This is a genomic window from Curtobacterium sp. VKM Ac-1393 (assembly GCF_015350995.1).
Taxonomy (GTDB): Bacteria; Actinomycetota; Actinomycetes; order Actinomycetales; family Microbacteriaceae; genus Curtobacterium.
Genome location: NZ_JADKRW010000002.1, coordinates 108,797 through 123,871, shown reverse-complemented (window position 1 = coordinate 123,871; position 15,075 = coordinate 108,797). Strand labels below are relative to the sequence as shown.

General features: G+C 71.2%; 16 protein-coding genes. 9 read left to right on the top strand and 7 right to left on the bottom strand.

Going from position 1 to position 15,075, the window contains the following annotated elements:
• Window positions 1-6: 6 nt before the first annotated feature.
• Window positions 7-372, bottom strand: coding sequence for a carboxymuconolactone decarboxylase family protein (locus ITJ59_RS04425; protein WP_194649927.1), 366 nt, complete (start codon window positions 370-372; stop codon window positions 7-9).
• Between the two features lie 312 nt (window positions 373-684).
• Window positions 685-2,169 (bottom strand): reverse transcriptase family protein, encoded by a 1,485-nt coding sequence (locus ITJ59_RS04420; protein ID WP_194649926.1) that lies wholly within the window; start codon window positions 2,167-2,169, stop codon window positions 685-687.
• 77 nt (window positions 2,170-2,246) lie between these two features.
• On the opposite strand from ITJ59_RS04420, the gene ITJ59_RS04415 reads away from it, so the two are divergent.
• Window positions 2,247-2,807, top strand: coding sequence for a histidine phosphatase family protein (locus ITJ59_RS04415; RefSeq protein WP_194649925.1), 561 nt, complete (start codon window positions 2,247-2,249; stop codon window positions 2,805-2,807).
• 155 nt (window positions 2,808-2,962) lie between these two features.
• Here the strand turns inward: ITJ59_RS04415 and ITJ59_RS04410 are convergent, their stop codons facing one another.
• Both ITJ59_RS04410 and ITJ59_RS04405 read right to left on the bottom strand, forming a co-directional pair.
• Entirely contained in the window at window positions 2,963-3,772 is an 810-nt protein-coding gene (locus ITJ59_RS04410) for a DUF1684 domain-containing protein (RefSeq protein ID WP_194649924.1), read from the bottom strand.
• A gap of 121 nt (window positions 3,773-3,893) precedes the next feature.
• Entirely contained in the window at window positions 3,894-5,126 is a 1,233-nt protein-coding gene (locus ITJ59_RS04405; RefSeq protein WP_194649923.1) for an ROK family transcriptional regulator, read from the bottom strand.
• Window positions 5,127-5,293: 167 nt separating this feature from the next.
• On the opposite strand from ITJ59_RS04405, the gene ITJ59_RS04400 reads away from it, so the two are divergent.
• Genes ITJ59_RS04400 through ITJ59_RS04380 form a run of 5 tightly spaced genes read left to right on the top strand, consistent with a single transcriptional unit; the run spans window position 5,294 to window position 10,741 of the window.
• Window positions 5,294-6,292 (top strand): carbohydrate ABC transporter permease, encoded by a 999-nt coding sequence (locus ITJ59_RS04400; protein ID WP_194649922.1) that lies wholly within the window; start codon window positions 5,294-5,296, stop codon window positions 6,290-6,292.
• Between the two features lie 3 nt (window positions 6,293-6,295).
• Window positions 6,296-7,240 carry a carbohydrate ABC transporter permease gene (locus tag ITJ59_RS04395; protein WP_194649921.1) on the top strand — a complete coding sequence of 315 codons (945 nt, stop codon included), beginning with the start codon at window positions 6,296-6,298 and terminating at the stop codon, window positions 7,238-7,240.
• Window positions 7,237-8,628 carry an ABC transporter substrate-binding protein gene (locus tag ITJ59_RS04390; protein ID WP_194649920.1) on the top strand — a complete coding sequence of 464 codons (1,392 nt, stop codon included), beginning with the start codon at window positions 7,237-7,239 and terminating at the stop codon, window positions 8,626-8,628. Before ITJ59_RS04395 ends, ITJ59_RS04390 begins: the two co-directional genes overlap by 4 nt.
• A gap of 38 nt (window positions 8,629-8,666) precedes the next feature.
• Entirely contained in the window at window positions 8,667-9,674 is a 1,008-nt protein-coding gene (locus ITJ59_RS04385) for a Gfo/Idh/MocA family protein (protein WP_194649919.1), read from the top strand.
• Between the two features lie 44 nt (window positions 9,675-9,718).
• On the top strand, window positions 9,719-10,741 hold the full coding sequence (locus tag ITJ59_RS04380) for a Gfo/Idh/MocA family protein (RefSeq protein WP_194649918.1): 1,023 nt from the start codon (window positions 9,719-9,721) through the stop codon (window positions 10,739-10,741).
• Between the two features lie 87 nt (window positions 10,742-10,828).
• Here ITJ59_RS04380 and ITJ59_RS04375 read toward each other — a convergent pair whose 3' ends face one another.
• Window positions 10,829-11,791, bottom strand: coding sequence for an SDR family NAD(P)-dependent oxidoreductase (locus ITJ59_RS04375; RefSeq protein ID WP_194649917.1), 963 nt, complete (start codon window positions 11,789-11,791; stop codon window positions 10,829-10,831).
• Between the two features lie 205 nt (window positions 11,792-11,996).
• On the opposite strand from ITJ59_RS04375, the gene ITJ59_RS04370 reads away from it, so the two are divergent.
• Window positions 11,997-12,260: a hypothetical protein gene (locus ITJ59_RS04370; RefSeq protein ID WP_194649916.1), complete on the top strand. Its 264-nt coding sequence runs from the start codon at window positions 11,997-11,999 to the stop codon at window positions 12,258-12,260.
• Window positions 12,261-12,273: 13 nt separating this feature from the next.
• On the opposite strand, the gene ITJ59_RS04365 is transcribed toward ITJ59_RS04370, so the two are convergent.
• The gene (locus ITJ59_RS04365; protein ID WP_194649915.1) at window positions 12,274-12,477 is read right to left on the bottom strand and encodes a hypothetical protein; all 204 of its coding nucleotides are present in this window, start codon (window positions 12,475-12,477) and stop codon (window positions 12,274-12,276) included.
• Window positions 12,478-12,667: 190 nt separating this feature from the next.
• Between ITJ59_RS04365 and ITJ59_RS04360 the strand changes: the two genes are divergently transcribed.
• Entirely contained in the window at window positions 12,668-13,681 is a 1,014-nt protein-coding gene (locus tag ITJ59_RS04360; protein ID WP_194649914.1) for an alpha/beta fold hydrolase, read from the top strand.
• 28 nt (window positions 13,682-13,709) lie between these two features.
• Here ITJ59_RS04360 and ITJ59_RS04355 read toward each other — a convergent pair whose 3' ends face one another.
• On the bottom strand, window positions 13,710-14,048 hold the full coding sequence (locus tag ITJ59_RS04355) for a DUF3140 domain-containing protein (RefSeq protein WP_194649913.1): 339 nt from the start codon (window positions 14,046-14,048) through the stop codon (window positions 13,710-13,712).
• A gap of 107 nt (window positions 14,049-14,155) precedes the next feature.
• On the opposite strand from ITJ59_RS04355, the gene ITJ59_RS04350 reads away from it, so the two are divergent.
• Window positions 14,156-15,055 carry an SDR family oxidoreductase gene (locus tag ITJ59_RS04350; RefSeq protein WP_194649912.1) on the top strand — a complete coding sequence of 300 codons (900 nt, stop codon included), beginning with the start codon at window positions 14,156-14,158 and terminating at the stop codon, window positions 15,053-15,055.
• Window positions 15,056-15,075 lie beyond the last annotated feature (20 nt).

Genomic DNA, 15,075 nt, shown 5'->3' with positions numbered 1-15,075 from the left:
GTCCTCCTAGTGGGTGTGCGCAGCGTCGGCGGCGGGGGTCGCGTCGGCGCCGAACTTGAAGCCGAGGCGGCCGTGCGCGAACCCGCCGCCGGCGCGGATGGCCGTCGCGACCCAGGCGGCCTCGGCGAGTTCGGCCTCGGTCGCTCCGGCCGTCACAGCGCGCTGGCTGTGGCCGTCGATGCAGTAGACGCACTGCGTGGTGATGCCCACGGCGAGGGCGATGAGCTCCCGGTACTTCAGCGGGATCGCGCGGCCCTCGGCCTGGAACACCGACTCGTCGAACTGGACGAAGGCCTTGAGGATGTCCGGGGTCTGCTGCTTGTAGACCTTCGTGAAGGTCTTGTCCTGCTCCCGGTCGAGGTAGTCGGTCATGACGGCGACGCTAGGGCGGTCCGGGCCCCGAGGCGACGGGTGTTGCGGACCGTGAACGACGGAGTCGTCATGTGACACGAGTGGTGGTGCCGCGTGTCACACGACGTCATGTGGTGCCGAGTGTCGGTGCCGGGTTTCGGTGTGGTGCGAGGTTCCGTACGCGGTGCGAGGCCGCGCGGGTCGCACGGACTCCGGAACCTCGCACCGTTCGGCGCCGACCTCGCACGGTGCGAGGTCAGGCCCGCGCGCGGCAGGTCGCCGCAACGCGGGGCAAAGGAGCGCGACCGAACGTCACACGGCGCACAGACGACCTCACCACACGATGCGGGCGAACTCCTCGCGCAGCCGTCGGGCCCGGCCCGGGTTGACCTGCTCGACCCACCCGATGCGCCCGAGCAGGTGCGCCCGGAACTCCGGATGTCCCGCGCGGTTCTGGGAGGCCGGCCCGTGCACCACGGCGTTGTGCAGGATGGCGTGCAGCCGGTCGACCTCGCGGCGCCCGGGCGAGGTGCGGTCGTTGACGACGACGCCCGTGACCGACTGCCGGACCCCGCGGCGCCGCACCCGGGTCTTCGACGGGTTGAGCCGGTGTCCCTGCTCGGTCACGATCCGGTCGACGCCCCGCAGGAACGCGTCCGGCCGTGCGGCGAGCCGCTCACCACCACTGAAGGTCAGGTCGTCGGCGTACCGGGTGTAGACCGCGTCGACGGCACCGGCCCACCCGGTCAGTCGGGCGTCGAGGTGCCGCAACGAGGTGTTCGCGAGTGCCGGCGAGGTCGGTGCGCCCTGCGGCAGGTGTGCCGTCGCCAACGCCTGGCGCAGCGCGTGGCGTTCCTCCGGCGAACCGCCCGCGGGCATCGCCGAGAGCACGTGCACGGGGACCCGGTGCGTGCAGAGCCCGGTCAGCACGTGCGCGAGCGGCTCGGCGAACCCGGCGGCGCGGAAGACGCCGTACACCGTCGGGGCGCTGATGCTCGCGAAGAACGCGGTGAGGTCGGCCGTGACCACGACCTGCTGCGAGGTGTGCTCGGCAGCTCCCGTGACGACGCTCCGCCCCGCGACGAAGCCGTGCGCCGCGTCGTGCACCGGCAGGAGCGTCAGCAGTTCGTCGAGGACCGTGCGCTGTGTGCGCCGGAGCATGTTCATCGGCTTCTCCAGCAGGCGCGGCGCACGACCGGGTCGGGTGATCCACTCGTGCCGGTAGTGGTGGAGCGGACTCGCGGGTCCCTGGCGCCGGTTCCACGCGCGGGTGTCGGCGAGCCAGAGCAGCCGGCCGACGGTGAGGTCGAGCGCCCGGGCGAGTTCGGGCAGGGTGTCGACGAGCAACGGGCTGGCGGTCTCCGGACGGGCGCGCACCGCGGTGGCCCGGCGTACCAGGACACGCACCGGCCGGCTGGCCTCGCGTGACCGGTGCAGTGCGACGAGCCGCGGGGCGGCGGCGAGCACGGCGGCGAGCTGTCGCGGGGCGTCGACGGGCGGCCGCGGGTAGGCCTCGAGCGCGGCGGCGACCGCGAGCCCGACGTACGCGCGCTCGACGCCGACGACGACGTACCCGACCGCGGTCAGGTCGTCTGCGGCCCAGTGTTCGGCGGTCAGGAAGGCGTCCGCCAGCGCCGCGGTGACGACGGCGAGGGGCGTGGGGTTCCCGGAGGACCTGTCGGTGCCTCCGTGCAGCGTCGCGCGCGGAGCGCGCTCGCCTGCTCGGGGCGTGTCGTCCTGCTGGTCCTGCGTGCCCCGGGGTGACCCCGGAGAGGTCGACGCGTCACGCGCGCCGGCCGCCTCCCCCGGGAACTCCACGCGCTCACCCTACGGCGACGCGGTGACACCCGACACCGTCCCCGCGGAACACCAGCGGTCCGTGCCAGGATCGCCGGATGGTCTCGTACTTCCTGACCCACGCCGAGGTCGTCGTGGAACCCGCCGAGCCGATCGAGTCGTGGGGGCTCTCCGCCGAGGGACGCGCACGCGCAGCGCGGTCGGGTCCGCTGGCCTGGGAGCCGGGCGTCCGGACACTCGTGTCGAGCACGGAGCGCAAGGCCGTCGAGACCGCCGAGCTGCTCGGGGCCGCGGTCGGGCTCGTGCCCGCGCAGGATCCCCTGCTCGGCGAGATCGACCGCAGTGCGACCGGCTACCTACCGCCGGCCGAGTTCGACGGGGTCGTCGACCGGTTCTTCGCGGAGCCGACCCGATCGGTCCGCGGATGGGAGCGGGCCGTCGACGCCCAGGCCCGCATCGTCGCAGCAGTCCGGCGGCTCACGACCGAGAGCGACGTGACGATCGTGTCGCACGGTGCCGTCGGGGCGCTCCTGCTCGCCGACCTGACCGGCGTACTGGTGTCACGGGCGCTCGACCAGCCCGGCATGGGCAGCGTGTTCGCCTTCGATCCGCAGGCCTGGCGGGCGACGAGCACCTGGCAGCGCGTCCCCTCAGGCTGAGGCGGGCGCCGACCGCCGACGCCGATCGACACCGTGGACGTCGCACGACATCGGCCCTGTCGCTCCCGCGCGGCTGCAACGACCCGCGAGCGCAACGAACGACGTCCTCGACGTCGTACGACATCGAGGACGTCGTTCGTTGCGCGGCGGCGGGGTCAGGCGGGCAGGCGCTCCCCCGCCTCGACCGCGACGTCGAGCCGGTTCTCGGCCGGGGGCAGCGGGCAGGTCGCGTGCGCGGTGTAGGCGCACGGCAGGTTCGTCGCCCGGTTGAAGTCGATCGTCGTCGCCCCGGCGGCGTCCGGCGCGGCGATGTCCAGGCTCCGGTTCGCGGCGTAGGTCGTGACGCCGCTGGTGCGGTCGGTGAACAGGACGTGCAGGCCGTCGCCGTGCCCGTTGAACGCGAGCAGCGACCGCGGCCCGTCGAGGTCGAAGGTGAGGACGCCGGGGGCTGCGTACACGTGCTGCAGCCCGTCGACGACCGAGCCCACGGTGACCTCGCGGGGTTCGTCGAACGGTTCGAAGTGCGCGTCGACGACGAACCGGTCCGACGGCTCGTACGTCGGGGTGCCGGGGTACTCGGTCCGGGTCGCGTTGCCCGGGTGGCGTGGGCGGATGACGTCGCTGCCGCCACGGCGGGCGACCTCGACCACGACGGTCTCGTCGCCGTCCTGCCACACGACGTTCGTGCTCGACCGTTCGGCCAGGGGTCCGAAGCGGTGTGTCCCGGTGACCTGCTGTCCGTCGACCGTGATCGTCTCGCCGTCGGCGAGCTCGACGACGGGGCCGTCCTCGCCGGTCGACCAGGTGCCGGGGGCGTCGTCGAACCGTTCGGGCGTCGCGGTGAGCCACCGGATGCTCGTGATGGCGAGGAAGCCGTGCTCGCTCGCCCGTGCCCGCTCGTGGTCCTCGTGCCAGGCGGTCCACCCGGCGACGAAGTCGGATGCGGTCGGCGTCGTCGTGCTCATGCCCCCGACGCTACGGCGTCCCCGCGGTCGACGCGCCGCAGCCGTCGCACGGCGTCACGCGTGCGTCGCAGGCGCACCGATCCGACGTCCTGATCGGCACAGACGCCCTGGACGCTCCCGCTCACCAGGGGTGGGCGATGCTGCGGAGGTGCACCGGGCCTCCCGGTCGACGCCCCGCACCGACGCCGACACCGCGGTCGACGGCAGTCGGCACGGCGAGGTCGGCCTGCAGCACGGCGCAGGCCGCTCCGCGGGCCACCGACGCCTCGCCGAAGGCGGTGGCCTCGACGGTCGGGAACGGCCCGTGCGGCAGGCGGACGGCGAGCCGCTCCCGGACGGCCGCGATGAAGACGTCGCCGCCGGCGAGGGCGGCGCTGCCCCCGATCGCGACGCGCGGCACGTCGAGCAACTCGACGACGTGGGCGAGGGCGGATCCGAGGGCGGCTCCGGCCTCGGCGACCAGCGGTGCCGCGGACGGCGTCGCGCAGAGCCGCTCGAATGCCTGCCGGACGTCAGTGGCACGGTCGAGCGGGATGCCCGTGGGGAGCAGACCGGCGGCGATCCCGCGGCGGACCTGCTGCAGGGGCTGGCACGCTTCCCACACCTCGGTCCAGCGGCCGTGCGCCTCGACCGGCATGCCACCGAACTCCCCGGCGTTGCCGGTCGCGCCACGGACCACCTCGCCCGAGGCGACCGTCGCGGCGCTGATGCCGTGGCCGAGGAAGACCGACACCAGGTCGTCGGCGCCGGCAGCGGCCCAGACCTCGCCGAGGGCGCTCGCGACACCGTCCTTCTCCAGGTGCACGGACAGACCGGTCCGAGCGGCGAGTTCGCCGGTGACGGGCAGTTCCCACCAGGCCGGCAGCTGCGCGGGAGTGCCCATCCGTATGCCGGCGGGGTCGATCGGGCCGGGGACGGCGAGCCCGATGCCGGCGGGTACGGGAACGCTCGGACGCGCGCCGCCGCGGACGCGCTGCACGGCCGCCGCCATCGTGTCGAGCGTCCGCGCCGGGTCGTCCGTCGCGTCCAGGTCGACGTGCTCGACGGCCAGCACCGCGCCGGTCAGGTCGGTGCGGACGACGACGAGGTGCGCCGGGTCGAGGTGGACCCCGATCGCCGACCGTGACCGTGCGACGACCCCGAGCCGTCGCCCACCGCCGGGGACCTCGCGCACCAGCCCCGCTGCGACGAGCCCGACCGCGATGTTGGACACCGTCTGGGCGCTCAGCCCGGTGGCGCGCATCAGTTCGGCGCGTGCGGAGGGGCCCCGTCGGCGGATGAGATCGAGGACGAGCGCACGGTTCTGGACGCCGACGCGCGCGAGGTTCGTGCCACCCGTTCTGCTCTGCACCACGGTGTCACGAAGGGGTTGACGAGGCTCGGACATGGTCCCTAGCATTTCTGGTCATACGAATTTGTCAATCAATTGGATTGAATCCGCGACGGAGCGATCGGTTCGCCCGTCCGGCGACGAGTTCACCCGTGCCACACCGGCGTGGCACGGGGTCGGAAGGGACGCTCGTGACGACGACCGCACGATCCGGGACAGCAGCTCCACCGCGGACGCTCCAGGGCGGAGACGCCACCGTCCGACGACGGCCACGCGAGAAGCACCCGTGGACCCCGGCCGAGAAACGCCGGCTGCGCGTCGGCATCGCGTTCATCTCGCCGTGGATCCTCGGCGTGCTCGTGTTCATCGCCTACCCCCTGATCTACTCGTTCGCGATCAGCCTGACCCGGTACTCGGGCATGGCCGACATCACCTGGGTCGGGTTCGCCAACTACGTCGCCGCGTTCATCGACCCGCTCGTGCACACCGCGGTCGGCAACACCCTGTTCTACGCCGTGATCGCGGTGCCCGTCGGGATCGTCATCGCCATCGTGATCGCGATCGCGATGAACCAGGACGTCCGCGAGATCGGCTGGTACCGGACGGCCCTCTACATCCCCTCGCTCATCCCGACCTTCGCGCTGGCGTTCATCTTCGTGGTGCTCGTCAACCCGCAGACGGGCATCGTCAACCAGGTCATGAAGCTCGTCGGGATCCCGGCGACGAACCTGCTCGGCGACCCGACGACGGCGAAGCTCGTCATCGTCGCGCTCGCCCAGATGGGCGCCGGCAACGCGGCGTTGATCTTCCTCGCGGGGCTGCGCGGGATCCCGAAGACCCTGTACGAGGCGGCCCGCGTCGACGGGGCCGGCCCGGTCCGGCAGTTCTTCGCGCTGACCCTGCCGCTGCTCTCGCCCGTGATCCTGTTCAACCTGATCACCGGCATCAGCAACGGCCTGCAGGTCTTCACCGAGGCGTACGTGATCTCGTCCGGCACCGGAGGACTCGGCAGCCCGGACAACGGGACGTTGTTCTACATGCTCTACCTCTACAAGAACGCGTTCAGCTACGCGCAGCTCGGGTTCGCCAGCGCCATGGCGGTGCTGCTGTTCCTGGCCGGCATGATCCTGTCCGGGCTCGTGTACTGGCTGTCCAAGCGCTTCGTCAACTACGACGTGACCGGGGAGTGACCGATGACACTGCGCACTGAACGCCACCCGGACCGCGACACGGTCACCTCGTCGATCGAGTCCGTCCGGCCCCGTGGCCGCAAGGGTGCCGATGACCGCTCCCGCAACGCCGACGGCTCGATCCGCTCGCCGTGGTCGTCCGTCCTCGCCCGCGTGCTCCTCATCGCGATGAGCCTGCTGTTCCTCATCCCGATCTACTGGATGGTCATCTCGGCGCTGAAGGGCAACTCCGAACTCGGCGCCTTCCCGCCCACGTGGTTCCCGCAGTGGCTCGACTGGTCGAACTTCGGCAAGGCGATCGACGCGATGCCGTTCTTCACGTTCTTCCGGAACACGCTCGTCATCACGGTCTGCGTCACCCTGTTCTCGATGGTGTCGAACCTCGTGATCGCCTACGGGTTCGCGTGCCTCGAGTGGCGCGGCCGCGACAAGGTGTTCTACGTCGTGCTGGCGACGCTGTTCATCCCGTTCCCGGTCACGCTCATCCCGATGTTCGACCTGTACGCCCGACTCGGCTGGATCAACACCTTCCTGCCGCTCATCGTGCCGAGCCTGTTCGGGTCCGCGTTCTACGTGTTCCTGCTCCGGCAGTTCCTGCTGCAGATCCCGAAGGACCTGCTCAACGCGGCGCGGATGGACGGTGCGTCCGAGTGGGGCATCCTCTGGCGGATCGTGTTCCCGCAGGCGCGGGCGGCACTCGTCACGGTGGGGATCTTCGCGGCGGTGGGTGCCTGGAACGACTTCCTGGGACCGCTCATCTACCTGCAGGACGAGAACGTGCAGACGCTGTCCATCGGGCTGCAGATCTTCCGCCTCAACAACTCGCAGGACTTCCAGTTCAACCAGCTGATGGCGGCATCGGTGCTCATCATCCTGCCGCTCGTGGTCCTGTTCTTCGTGTTCCAGCGGACGTTCATCAAGGGCGTCCAGATCGGGAGCTTCAAGTGAGCAGCGCATTCGACCGACGGACGTTCCTGCGCGGTGCGGCCGCGACCGGTGGGGCGGGCGCCCTCGCGCTCCTCGCCGCATCGTGCGCCTCCGGTTCGAGTGGCCGGAGCAACCCGAACCAGGTCACGATCTGGGGTGTCACGGGCACGTTCGTGCCGTTCCAGACGAAGGTCATCAAGGACTTCAACAAGGTCCACCCCGAGGTCGACGTCAAGGTCAACGTCGTGCCGTCGCAGGGCACCGGCGACGCAACGAGCATCATCACCGCCGTCCGCGGCGGCACCGCCCCCGACCTGTGGCTCCTCGACCGGTTCAGCGCGGCGCAGTACGCGGCGATCGGGCTGATCGAACCGATCGACGACATGATCGACCAGTTCGAGGACCAGCCGAAGGACGAGTTCCTGGCGCAGTGGCTCGGGTTCACGATCGGTGAGGTCAGCTACCAGGGCAAGACCTACGGACTCCCCCACGACACCGACGCCCGCGGCATGTTCGTGAACCGGAAGATGCTCACCGGTGCCGGGATCGACCCGGACGAGTTCGACTGGGAGCACAACGGCCCGGTGGGCATGGACCGGATGTGGGACGTCAGCGAACGCATCACGAAGAAGTCCGGCGGCAACTACACCCACATGGGACTGCTCCCCTGGTACGGCGAAGGCTGGCCGTTCACGTGGGGGCTCGGCCTCGGTGCGTCGTACTTCGACCAGCAGGACTCGAAGATGACGATGGACTCGGCAAGCGTCCGGAGCATCTTCGAGTTCTACGAGGACTGGGCGAAGCGGTACGGCTACAAGGACGCCGACACCTTCATCGCGACCTACGAGCCGACCGGGCACCCGCCGGGACAGACCGCGTTCATGGCGGACCGGATGGCGTTCATGGTCAGCGTCCCCTCGACCATCCAGACCTTCGACAACTACGGCCCGAAGGACCTCGACTGGGGCACCGCGTACCTGCCGACCCAGCAGGACGGCGGCGACAAGTACACGTGGTCCGGTGGCTTCGCGCTGTGCGTCCCGAAGGGCTCGAAGAAGAACAGGGCCGTGTGGGAGCTCATGAAGTACTTCACGAGCAAGCAGGGCCAGGAGACCTACATGGTGCCCGCGACGAGCGTGCCGTCGAACATCGCCGCGCTCAAGGACCCGAAGGGCTCCGCGAAGTCGATCCGCTTCTTCACCGAGTCGATCGGCGCGTCCACCTGCCGTCCGCCGCTGCCCGTCGGCGGCGCGTGGTGGGACTCCCTCGCCGACGCGCGGTCGAGCGTCCTGCTCGGCACCGCGAGTCCACAGGAAGCCGTCGAGCGGGCACAGGCCCGCGTCGACCCGATGATGCAGACCTACTCGCCGTTCAAGTTGCCGAAGGACTACGACAAGGTCCGGATCTGACCAGGAACGCTCTGTCCGTCCACACGAAAGGAACACACATGCCCTCCACCCCCTTGCGCGTCGCCGTCCTCGGCTTCTGGCACGTCCACGCCGGCGACTACGCCCAGCAGACCCTCGACCACCCCGGCACCGAGCTCGTGGCCGTCTGGGACGACGACGCCGAGCGCGGCCGCGCGGGCGCCGAACGGTTCGGCGTCGAGTACACCGACGACCTCGACGCACTGCTCGCCCGGGACGACGTCGACGCCGTCACCGTCACGACCTCGACCGACGTCCACCGCGACGTCATCGTCCGTGCCGCGACGGCGGGCAAGCACGTCTTCACCGAAAAGCTGCTCGCCCCCACGGTCGAGGAGTGCGACGAGGTCATCGCCGCCTGCGACACCGCCGGCGTCGCGCTCGTGGTCTCGCTGCCGCGGCTGTACCACGGGTACACCGCCGCGATCCGGCGCGAGCTCGACACGGGCCGCCTCGGCGACGTCACGTACTCGCGCGTCCGGCTCTCGCACGACGGCGCCGTGGCCCCCTGGCTGCCGGAGCGCTTCTTCGACCCGGCGACCGCGATCGGTGGCGCACTCACCGACCTCGGCTGCCACCCCGTCTACTTGACGCAGCTGTTCCTCGGATCCCACCCGGACACCGTCGAGGCCGTCTACCGCTCGTTCACCGGCCGCCCGGTCGAGGACCACGCCGTGGTCACCGTCGGCTACGCCTCGCAGGCGATCGGCGTCATCGAGGCCGGCTTCGTCGCGGGCACCCCGTTCACGATCGACGTGGCCGGCACCAGGGGCTGGCTCGCCTACTCCGACCGGGAGGCCCGGCTCACCGCCGGCGGACCGGCCTACGGCGACGAGACGGTCACCCTCGACGTCCCCGCCGACACCCAGGACGCCTTCGGCCAGTGGGTGGACCACGTCACCGCCGGCACACGTGCCGACGACAACCTCGCCCGCGCCGTCGACCTCACCCGGCTGGTGGTCGCCGCCAACGACGCCGCGAGCCGCGACGTCGTTGGCCGCGACGCCCTCGTCGGCGCACCCGCCTGACCGCCCCAGCAGTCCAGCACCACGAACCGAACCCAGGAGTCACCATGTCCAGCGACATCATCCGCGTCGGCCTCATCGGCGGGGGCGGCATCGCCTCTGCGCACATCGCCGGGTACGCCCAGCACCCCGACACGATCCGCATCGCCGCGGTCGCCGATGCCTTCGCCGCCACGGCCGAGGAGCGCGGGGCCGAACTCGGCGTCCCGTTCTTCACCGACTACCTCGCCATGCTCGACCAGGCCGACATCGACGCGGTCGACATCTGCCTGCCGCACCACCTGCACCGCGACGCGATCGTCGCCGCGGCGAAGGCGGGCAAGCACGTCCTGTGCGAGAAGCCGCTGTGCCTGAGCCCGGACGAGGCCGCCGACGTGCAGCGTGCCGTGTCCGCGTCGGGGATCACCCTGATGTGCGCGCACAACCAGCTCTTCATGCCCGCGGTCGCCAAGGCGAAGGAGTTCATCGACGGCGGGGCGCTCGGCACCGTGTACGAGGTCCGCACCACCGACTCGTTCCGCAACGAGTTCGACCCGTCGAACATGGGGTGGCGGGCCCACGCGTCGACGAGTGGCGGCGGTGAGCTCATCGACACCGGCTACCACCCGAGCTACCTGCTCATGCACCTGGCCGGCGGGGTCCCCGTGCAGGCCACCGCGATGCTGTCCACGCACCGGCTGGCCTTCATGGAGGGCGAGGACTCGGCGCAGGCACTGTTCCGCTTCGACAACGGCGCCGTGGGGCAGCTCGTGACGAGCTGGGCGTACGACCCGGCCGCCGGCACCGAACGCTTCAGCGTCGTCGGTGAGCACGGCTCCCTGACGAGCGACGGCACCACGCTCCGATGGGACCTGCGCGACGGCACCAGCGAGTCGGTCACCTTCGACGAGGTCGACACCTTCGCGGCCGAGATCGGCGCCTTCGGGGACTGCCTGCGCGACGGCACGCGGCCGATCCACACCGAGCGCGAGGGCATCGCGGTGCTCGGCATGATCCTGGCGGCGTACGAGGGTGCCCGGACGGGGACGATCGCTCCGGTGCTGACGGCCGACGAGTCGGTCTCTGCCTGACCCGCACGGTCGCGTCGCTCTGCACACCCGTTCTGCGACGGTCCACGCGTCGACCGACTCGTGGATCGTCGCAGAACGCGTGTGGGTCTACCGCCGCGCGCGGCCGAGCACCACGGCACCGACCGCGGCGGCCGCGCCGAGCCACACGAGCGGGCGGGTGACACGTCGACGCTTCGCGACCCAGCCGCCGTCCGTGGCGTTGTCGGCGTCCGCGGGAGCGTAGAGGTTGCCGTCGGTCGGCTCGCCCTTCCCACGCAGGGCGAAGGTCTCGACCATCGGCTTCGTGATCTTGTGGAACAGCCCCGGGAACACGTACTGCAGCGGTACGAGCGACGCCTGGATCCGGCCGACGAACCGGTACCGCTTCGGGTGTGTGGCGGCGCGGACAACCGCCCGCCCGGCGCGTTGGACGGACACCGTCGGTGGCAGCGGGTGCGAGTTCTTGCCGGTGTAGTTCGCGCCGTTCTGGTAGATCGGGGTGTCGATCGTCGACGGCAGCAGCGTCGTGAACCGGATGCCGGTGCCGGCGAACTCGTCCCCGAGCACGTCGACCAGACCGAGCGCCGCGTGCTTGCTCGTCACGTACGCCGACTGGTACGGCGCGGACAGCAGCGACTGGATCGACCCGACGAGCACGTAGGTGCCCTGCCCGCGCTGCTTCCAGTGCGGCAGCAGCTGCCGGATCGCGTGGAGGTGCCCGTACAGGTTCGTGTCGACGACACGTTTGAAGGCCTCGGCCGGGGTCTGCTCGAACAGGCCGTAGACGAACAGGGCGGCGTTGCCGACGAAGACGTCGATGCGGCCGAAGCGTGTCGTGACGGTGCCGATGAGGTCTTTCACCTGGTGCTCGTCGGCGACGTCCGTGGGGATCGCGATCGCGTCGGCGCCGAGTGCTCGGCACTCGGCGGCGGCGGCCTCCAGACTGTCGTGCCCGCGCGCCGCGAGCACGAGTGTCGCGCCCTGCCGAGCGAACTCGTGCGCCGCGGCCCTCCCGATGCCGCTCGATGCTCCCGTGACGACGACGATCTTCCCGCGGTAGCGATGTCCCATGGGTCCATCAGTACCCGGTCGGTGGTCCGGTCCCGCCCAGGGGCCGTGCGCGGTGCGTCAGCCGGTGCGCGGTTGCACGCACCGTGCACGCCTGCAACCACGCACCACGCGGCCAACCCGGCACCCACCCACGGAACCCGCACCGTGCCGGGGCGCCCGACCGCGCGAAACAGGCACCGTGGGCGGTCCGGTGCGAAGATGGAGCATGCGCAAGGACGACCTCACCGTCGACGAGGCCACCGTCATCGCCGAGCACGCCCGGGCCGGTGCCCTGGAGCTCGACGATCCCGAGGTCCGGAAGGTCGTCGAGCAGGCGAACCGGGTGCTCGTCCGTGCCCAGATGTGGGGCGAGGAGCGCAGCCCCACGTTGCGCCGTCGTCGTCGGCTCTTGACGGGCGGGGCGCTGCTCTTCCTGCTCGTGTGGGTCGCCGGCCTGCTCCTGCCGCTGCTCTTCCGGCTCGGGGTCTAGCGGCTCCGGAGCCTCAGCGTCCGGCGCGGTTGGCCCGGGCCAGGAGCCAGAGGTACGTGCTGTGCCCGACGAGTGCGAGCCCGAAGAAGACCGCGGCGACGGCGTAGACCCGGTCGAGTTTGCCCTGCCCGATCACGAGCATCACGACGCAGAACCCGACGGCGATCGCGAGCACCCCGACCTGCACGGTCGACCAGATCCGTCGGAAGCGCGGCATGCCCGTCTCGTTCACCCCGCCATTCTCCCCCATCCCGGAGCCGTCCCGGAGCCGTTCCGGGGTCGTCCCCGAGCCGTCCCGGGATCGTCGCGGAGTCGTCCCGAGGTCGGACTCCGGTACGACGAGGCGGACGCCGCATCGGTACCGCGCTCCGATGTGCGGTGGTGCCCGCCCGACCTAGCGTGCAGGCATGGACACGCAGCACCCCACGCCCATCTCCGCCCCCGCCCCCGCCGTCACCCCGACGCGCGCTCCGCGCCGACGCCGCCGGCCGCTCCGGATCATCGGGTTCTCGCTCGTCGGGCTGATCGGACTCGGTGCCCTGACACTCGGCGGCACCGCCACCTACGACGCGATCGCGACCGCCTCCGAGCGGGACGACATCCGGCCGTACGGGCAGCTCGTCGCGGTGCCGGGCGGCCGGGTCAACGTCGCCGTCACCGGCTCGGGCCCCTCGACGGTTGTGCTGCTGCCCGGCTTCGGGACGGCGTCACCGGTCATCGACTTCGCCCCGCTGGTCGACCGGCTGCAGGACACCCACCGGGTGGTTGTGGTCGAGCCGCTCGGGTACGGCCTGAGCGACGGCACCGAACGGCCGCGCACGAGCGCGAACATCGTCGCCGAGGTGCACCAGGCGCTGTCGGAGCTCGGCATCGACCGCTACGTGCTCGCCGGGCACTCGGTCGCCGGCATCTACGCGCTCGAGTACGTGCACGCCCATCCGGACGAGGTGCAGGCCTTCGTCGGCATCGACAGCAGCGTCCCCACGCAGCCCGGCATCGACGAGGCCGTCGGATCGGGGCTGTTCCGCTTCGTGAAGGCGACCGGACTCCTGCGGGTGCTCACGGCGCTCGCTGGCGACGCCTACGCAGACCTGCCGTACACCGCGGCGCAGAAGGAGCAGATGGTCCTGCTGTCGCACCGGAACAGCATGACCTCGACCTACCTGGACGAGTACGAGCACCTCGGAGCGAACTTCCGCCATGCCCGTGGCCTGTCGTTCCCGGCGGACCTGCCGGTCCGTCTGTTCGTCGTGGCCGACGACCCGGACGTGCCGGGGTGGGAGCGTCTCCACCGCGAGCAGGCTGCCACCGTCACCGACGGGCAGGTCGTGATGCTCGACGGCGAGCACTACCTGCACCACACGCACGCGGCGGAGATCGCCGCCGGGATCGACGCCGTGGCCGACGCCGACGCCGGATAACGGGGAGGCTGGCGGGGGGCAGGCGGGGTCAGCGCTGCTCGGGGTCGTGTCCCCAGTTCATCAAGGACCATCGCCACGGGGTGTCGTGCACGTCACCGTCCGGCCGCTGCGCCGCGTGCCGGGCGACGTAGCCGACCACCTTCCGCATGTGTGCGTGGTCGTCGTCGGTCCGGTCCGCCTTGTGCTTCTCGAGGATCCGGATTATGTGCCGTCCGCTCTCGTGCCCGGTCGACTCACCGCCGCCCGGTGGCGTCTGCCCGACGTGCTTCGACTCGTCCGTGTCGAGCCACCCCCGCAGCTCCGAGGCGGTCATGTTCACCGCGTCGGCGAAGTCGCGCTCGGTCTGTTCGACGTCGTCATCACTCATGCGTCGAGGCAACCCCGCCGCCCTGGACGGATGCGCAGGACGGATGGCGTTCCGCCCTCGCCCAGCCGCAACGGGTTCCGTGGGGACGAACGCAGGAAGGAACCCGCATGCCCACCGACCAGTACGAACACGGCGACCCGCGCACCCGCTACCCCGACGTCCAGCCGAAGCCGCAGACGCAGGCCGAGCCGGGCCTCCAGTCCGAGATGGACCCGGTCCCCGACCTGGGCGAGTCGACCTACCGGGGCACCGGCCGGCTCGCCGGCCGCAGGGCCCTGATCACCGGTGGCGACTCCGGGATCGGCGGCGCCGTCGCGATCGCGTTCGCCCGTGAGGGCGCCGACGTCGCGATCGCGTACCTGCCGGAGGAGCAGTCCGACGCCGACCACGTGCTCGAGCAGATCCGTGCCGCCGGACGCACTGCCGTTGCGATCCCCGGCGACCTGCGCGACCGCGGCTCCGCCCAGGAACTCGTCGACCAGGCGGTCGCGGGGCTCGGCGGCCTCGATGCCCTCGTGAGCGTCGCGGGCAAGCAACGGTGGCAGCCGGACCTGCTCGACATCACCGACGAGCAGTTCGAGGCGACGTTCGACGTCAACGTGTTCGGCCTGTTCCGACTCGTGAAGGCGGCGCTCCCGCACCTGCACCCGGGGGCGACGATCACGACGACGGCGTCGATGGAGGCGTACAAGCCGGCACCGGACCGTCTCGACTACGCGGCGTCGAAGGGCGCGATCAACAACTTCTCGAAGGGCCTGTCGCAGCTGCTCGTCGAGCGCGGGATCCGGGTGAACGTCGTCGCTCCCGGGCCGACGTGGACGGTCCTGCAGCCGAGCGGCGGCGTCGACCCGTCGACGCTGCCCGAATTCGGCAGCAGCGAGTCGCCGATGGGCCGCGCCGGACAGCCGGCCGAACTCGCACCGGCCTACGTGTTCCTGGCGTCGGACGAGTCGAGCTACGTCGTCGGCGAGACCCTCAACGTGAACGGCGGCATGGTCACGCCGTGACCCAGGCCGCGGTCGCACCG

Excerpts from the sequence above, each read along its gene's own strand:
- ITJ59_RS04395 (WP_194649921.1), top strand. The coding sequence starts at position 6,296 with ATGACACTGCGCACTGAACGCCACCCGGACCGCGACACGGTCACCTCG.
- ITJ59_RS04365 (WP_194649915.1), bottom strand. The coding sequence starts at position 12,477 with ATGCCGCGCTTCCGACGGATCTGGTCGACCGTGCAGGTCGGGGTGCTC.
- ITJ59_RS04370 (WP_194649916.1), top strand. The coding sequence starts at position 11,997 with ATGCGCAAGGACGACCTCACCGTCGACGAGGCCACCGTCATCGCCGAG.
- ITJ59_RS04425 (WP_194649927.1), bottom strand. The coding sequence starts at position 372 with ATGACCGACTACCTCGACCGGGAGCAGGACAAGACCTTCACGAAGGTC.
- ITJ59_RS04350 (WP_194649912.1), top strand. The coding sequence starts at position 14,156 with ATGCCCACCGACCAGTACGAACACGGCGACCCGCGCACCCGCTACCCC.
- ITJ59_RS04375 (WP_194649917.1), bottom strand. The coding sequence starts at position 11,791 with ATGGGACATCGCTACCGCGGGAAGATCGTCGTCGTCACGGGAGCATCG.
- ITJ59_RS04380 (WP_194649918.1), top strand. The coding sequence starts at position 9,719 with ATGTCCAGCGACATCATCCGCGTCGGCCTCATCGGCGGGGGCGGCATC.
- ITJ59_RS04355 (WP_194649913.1), bottom strand. The coding sequence starts at position 14,048 with ATGAGTGATGACGACGTCGAACAGACCGAGCGCGACTTCGCCGACGCG.
- ITJ59_RS04415 (WP_194649925.1), top strand. The coding sequence starts at position 2,247 with ATGGTCTCGTACTTCCTGACCCACGCCGAGGTCGTCGTGGAACCCGCC.
- ITJ59_RS04410 (WP_194649924.1), bottom strand. The coding sequence starts at position 3,772 with ATGAGCACGACGACGCCGACCGCATCCGACTTCGTCGCCGGGTGGACC.
- ITJ59_RS04385 (WP_194649919.1), top strand. The coding sequence starts at position 8,667 with ATGCCCTCCACCCCCTTGCGCGTCGCCGTCCTCGGCTTCTGGCACGTC.
- ITJ59_RS04360 (WP_194649914.1), top strand. The coding sequence starts at position 12,668 with ATGGACACGCAGCACCCCACGCCCATCTCCGCCCCCGCCCCCGCCGTC.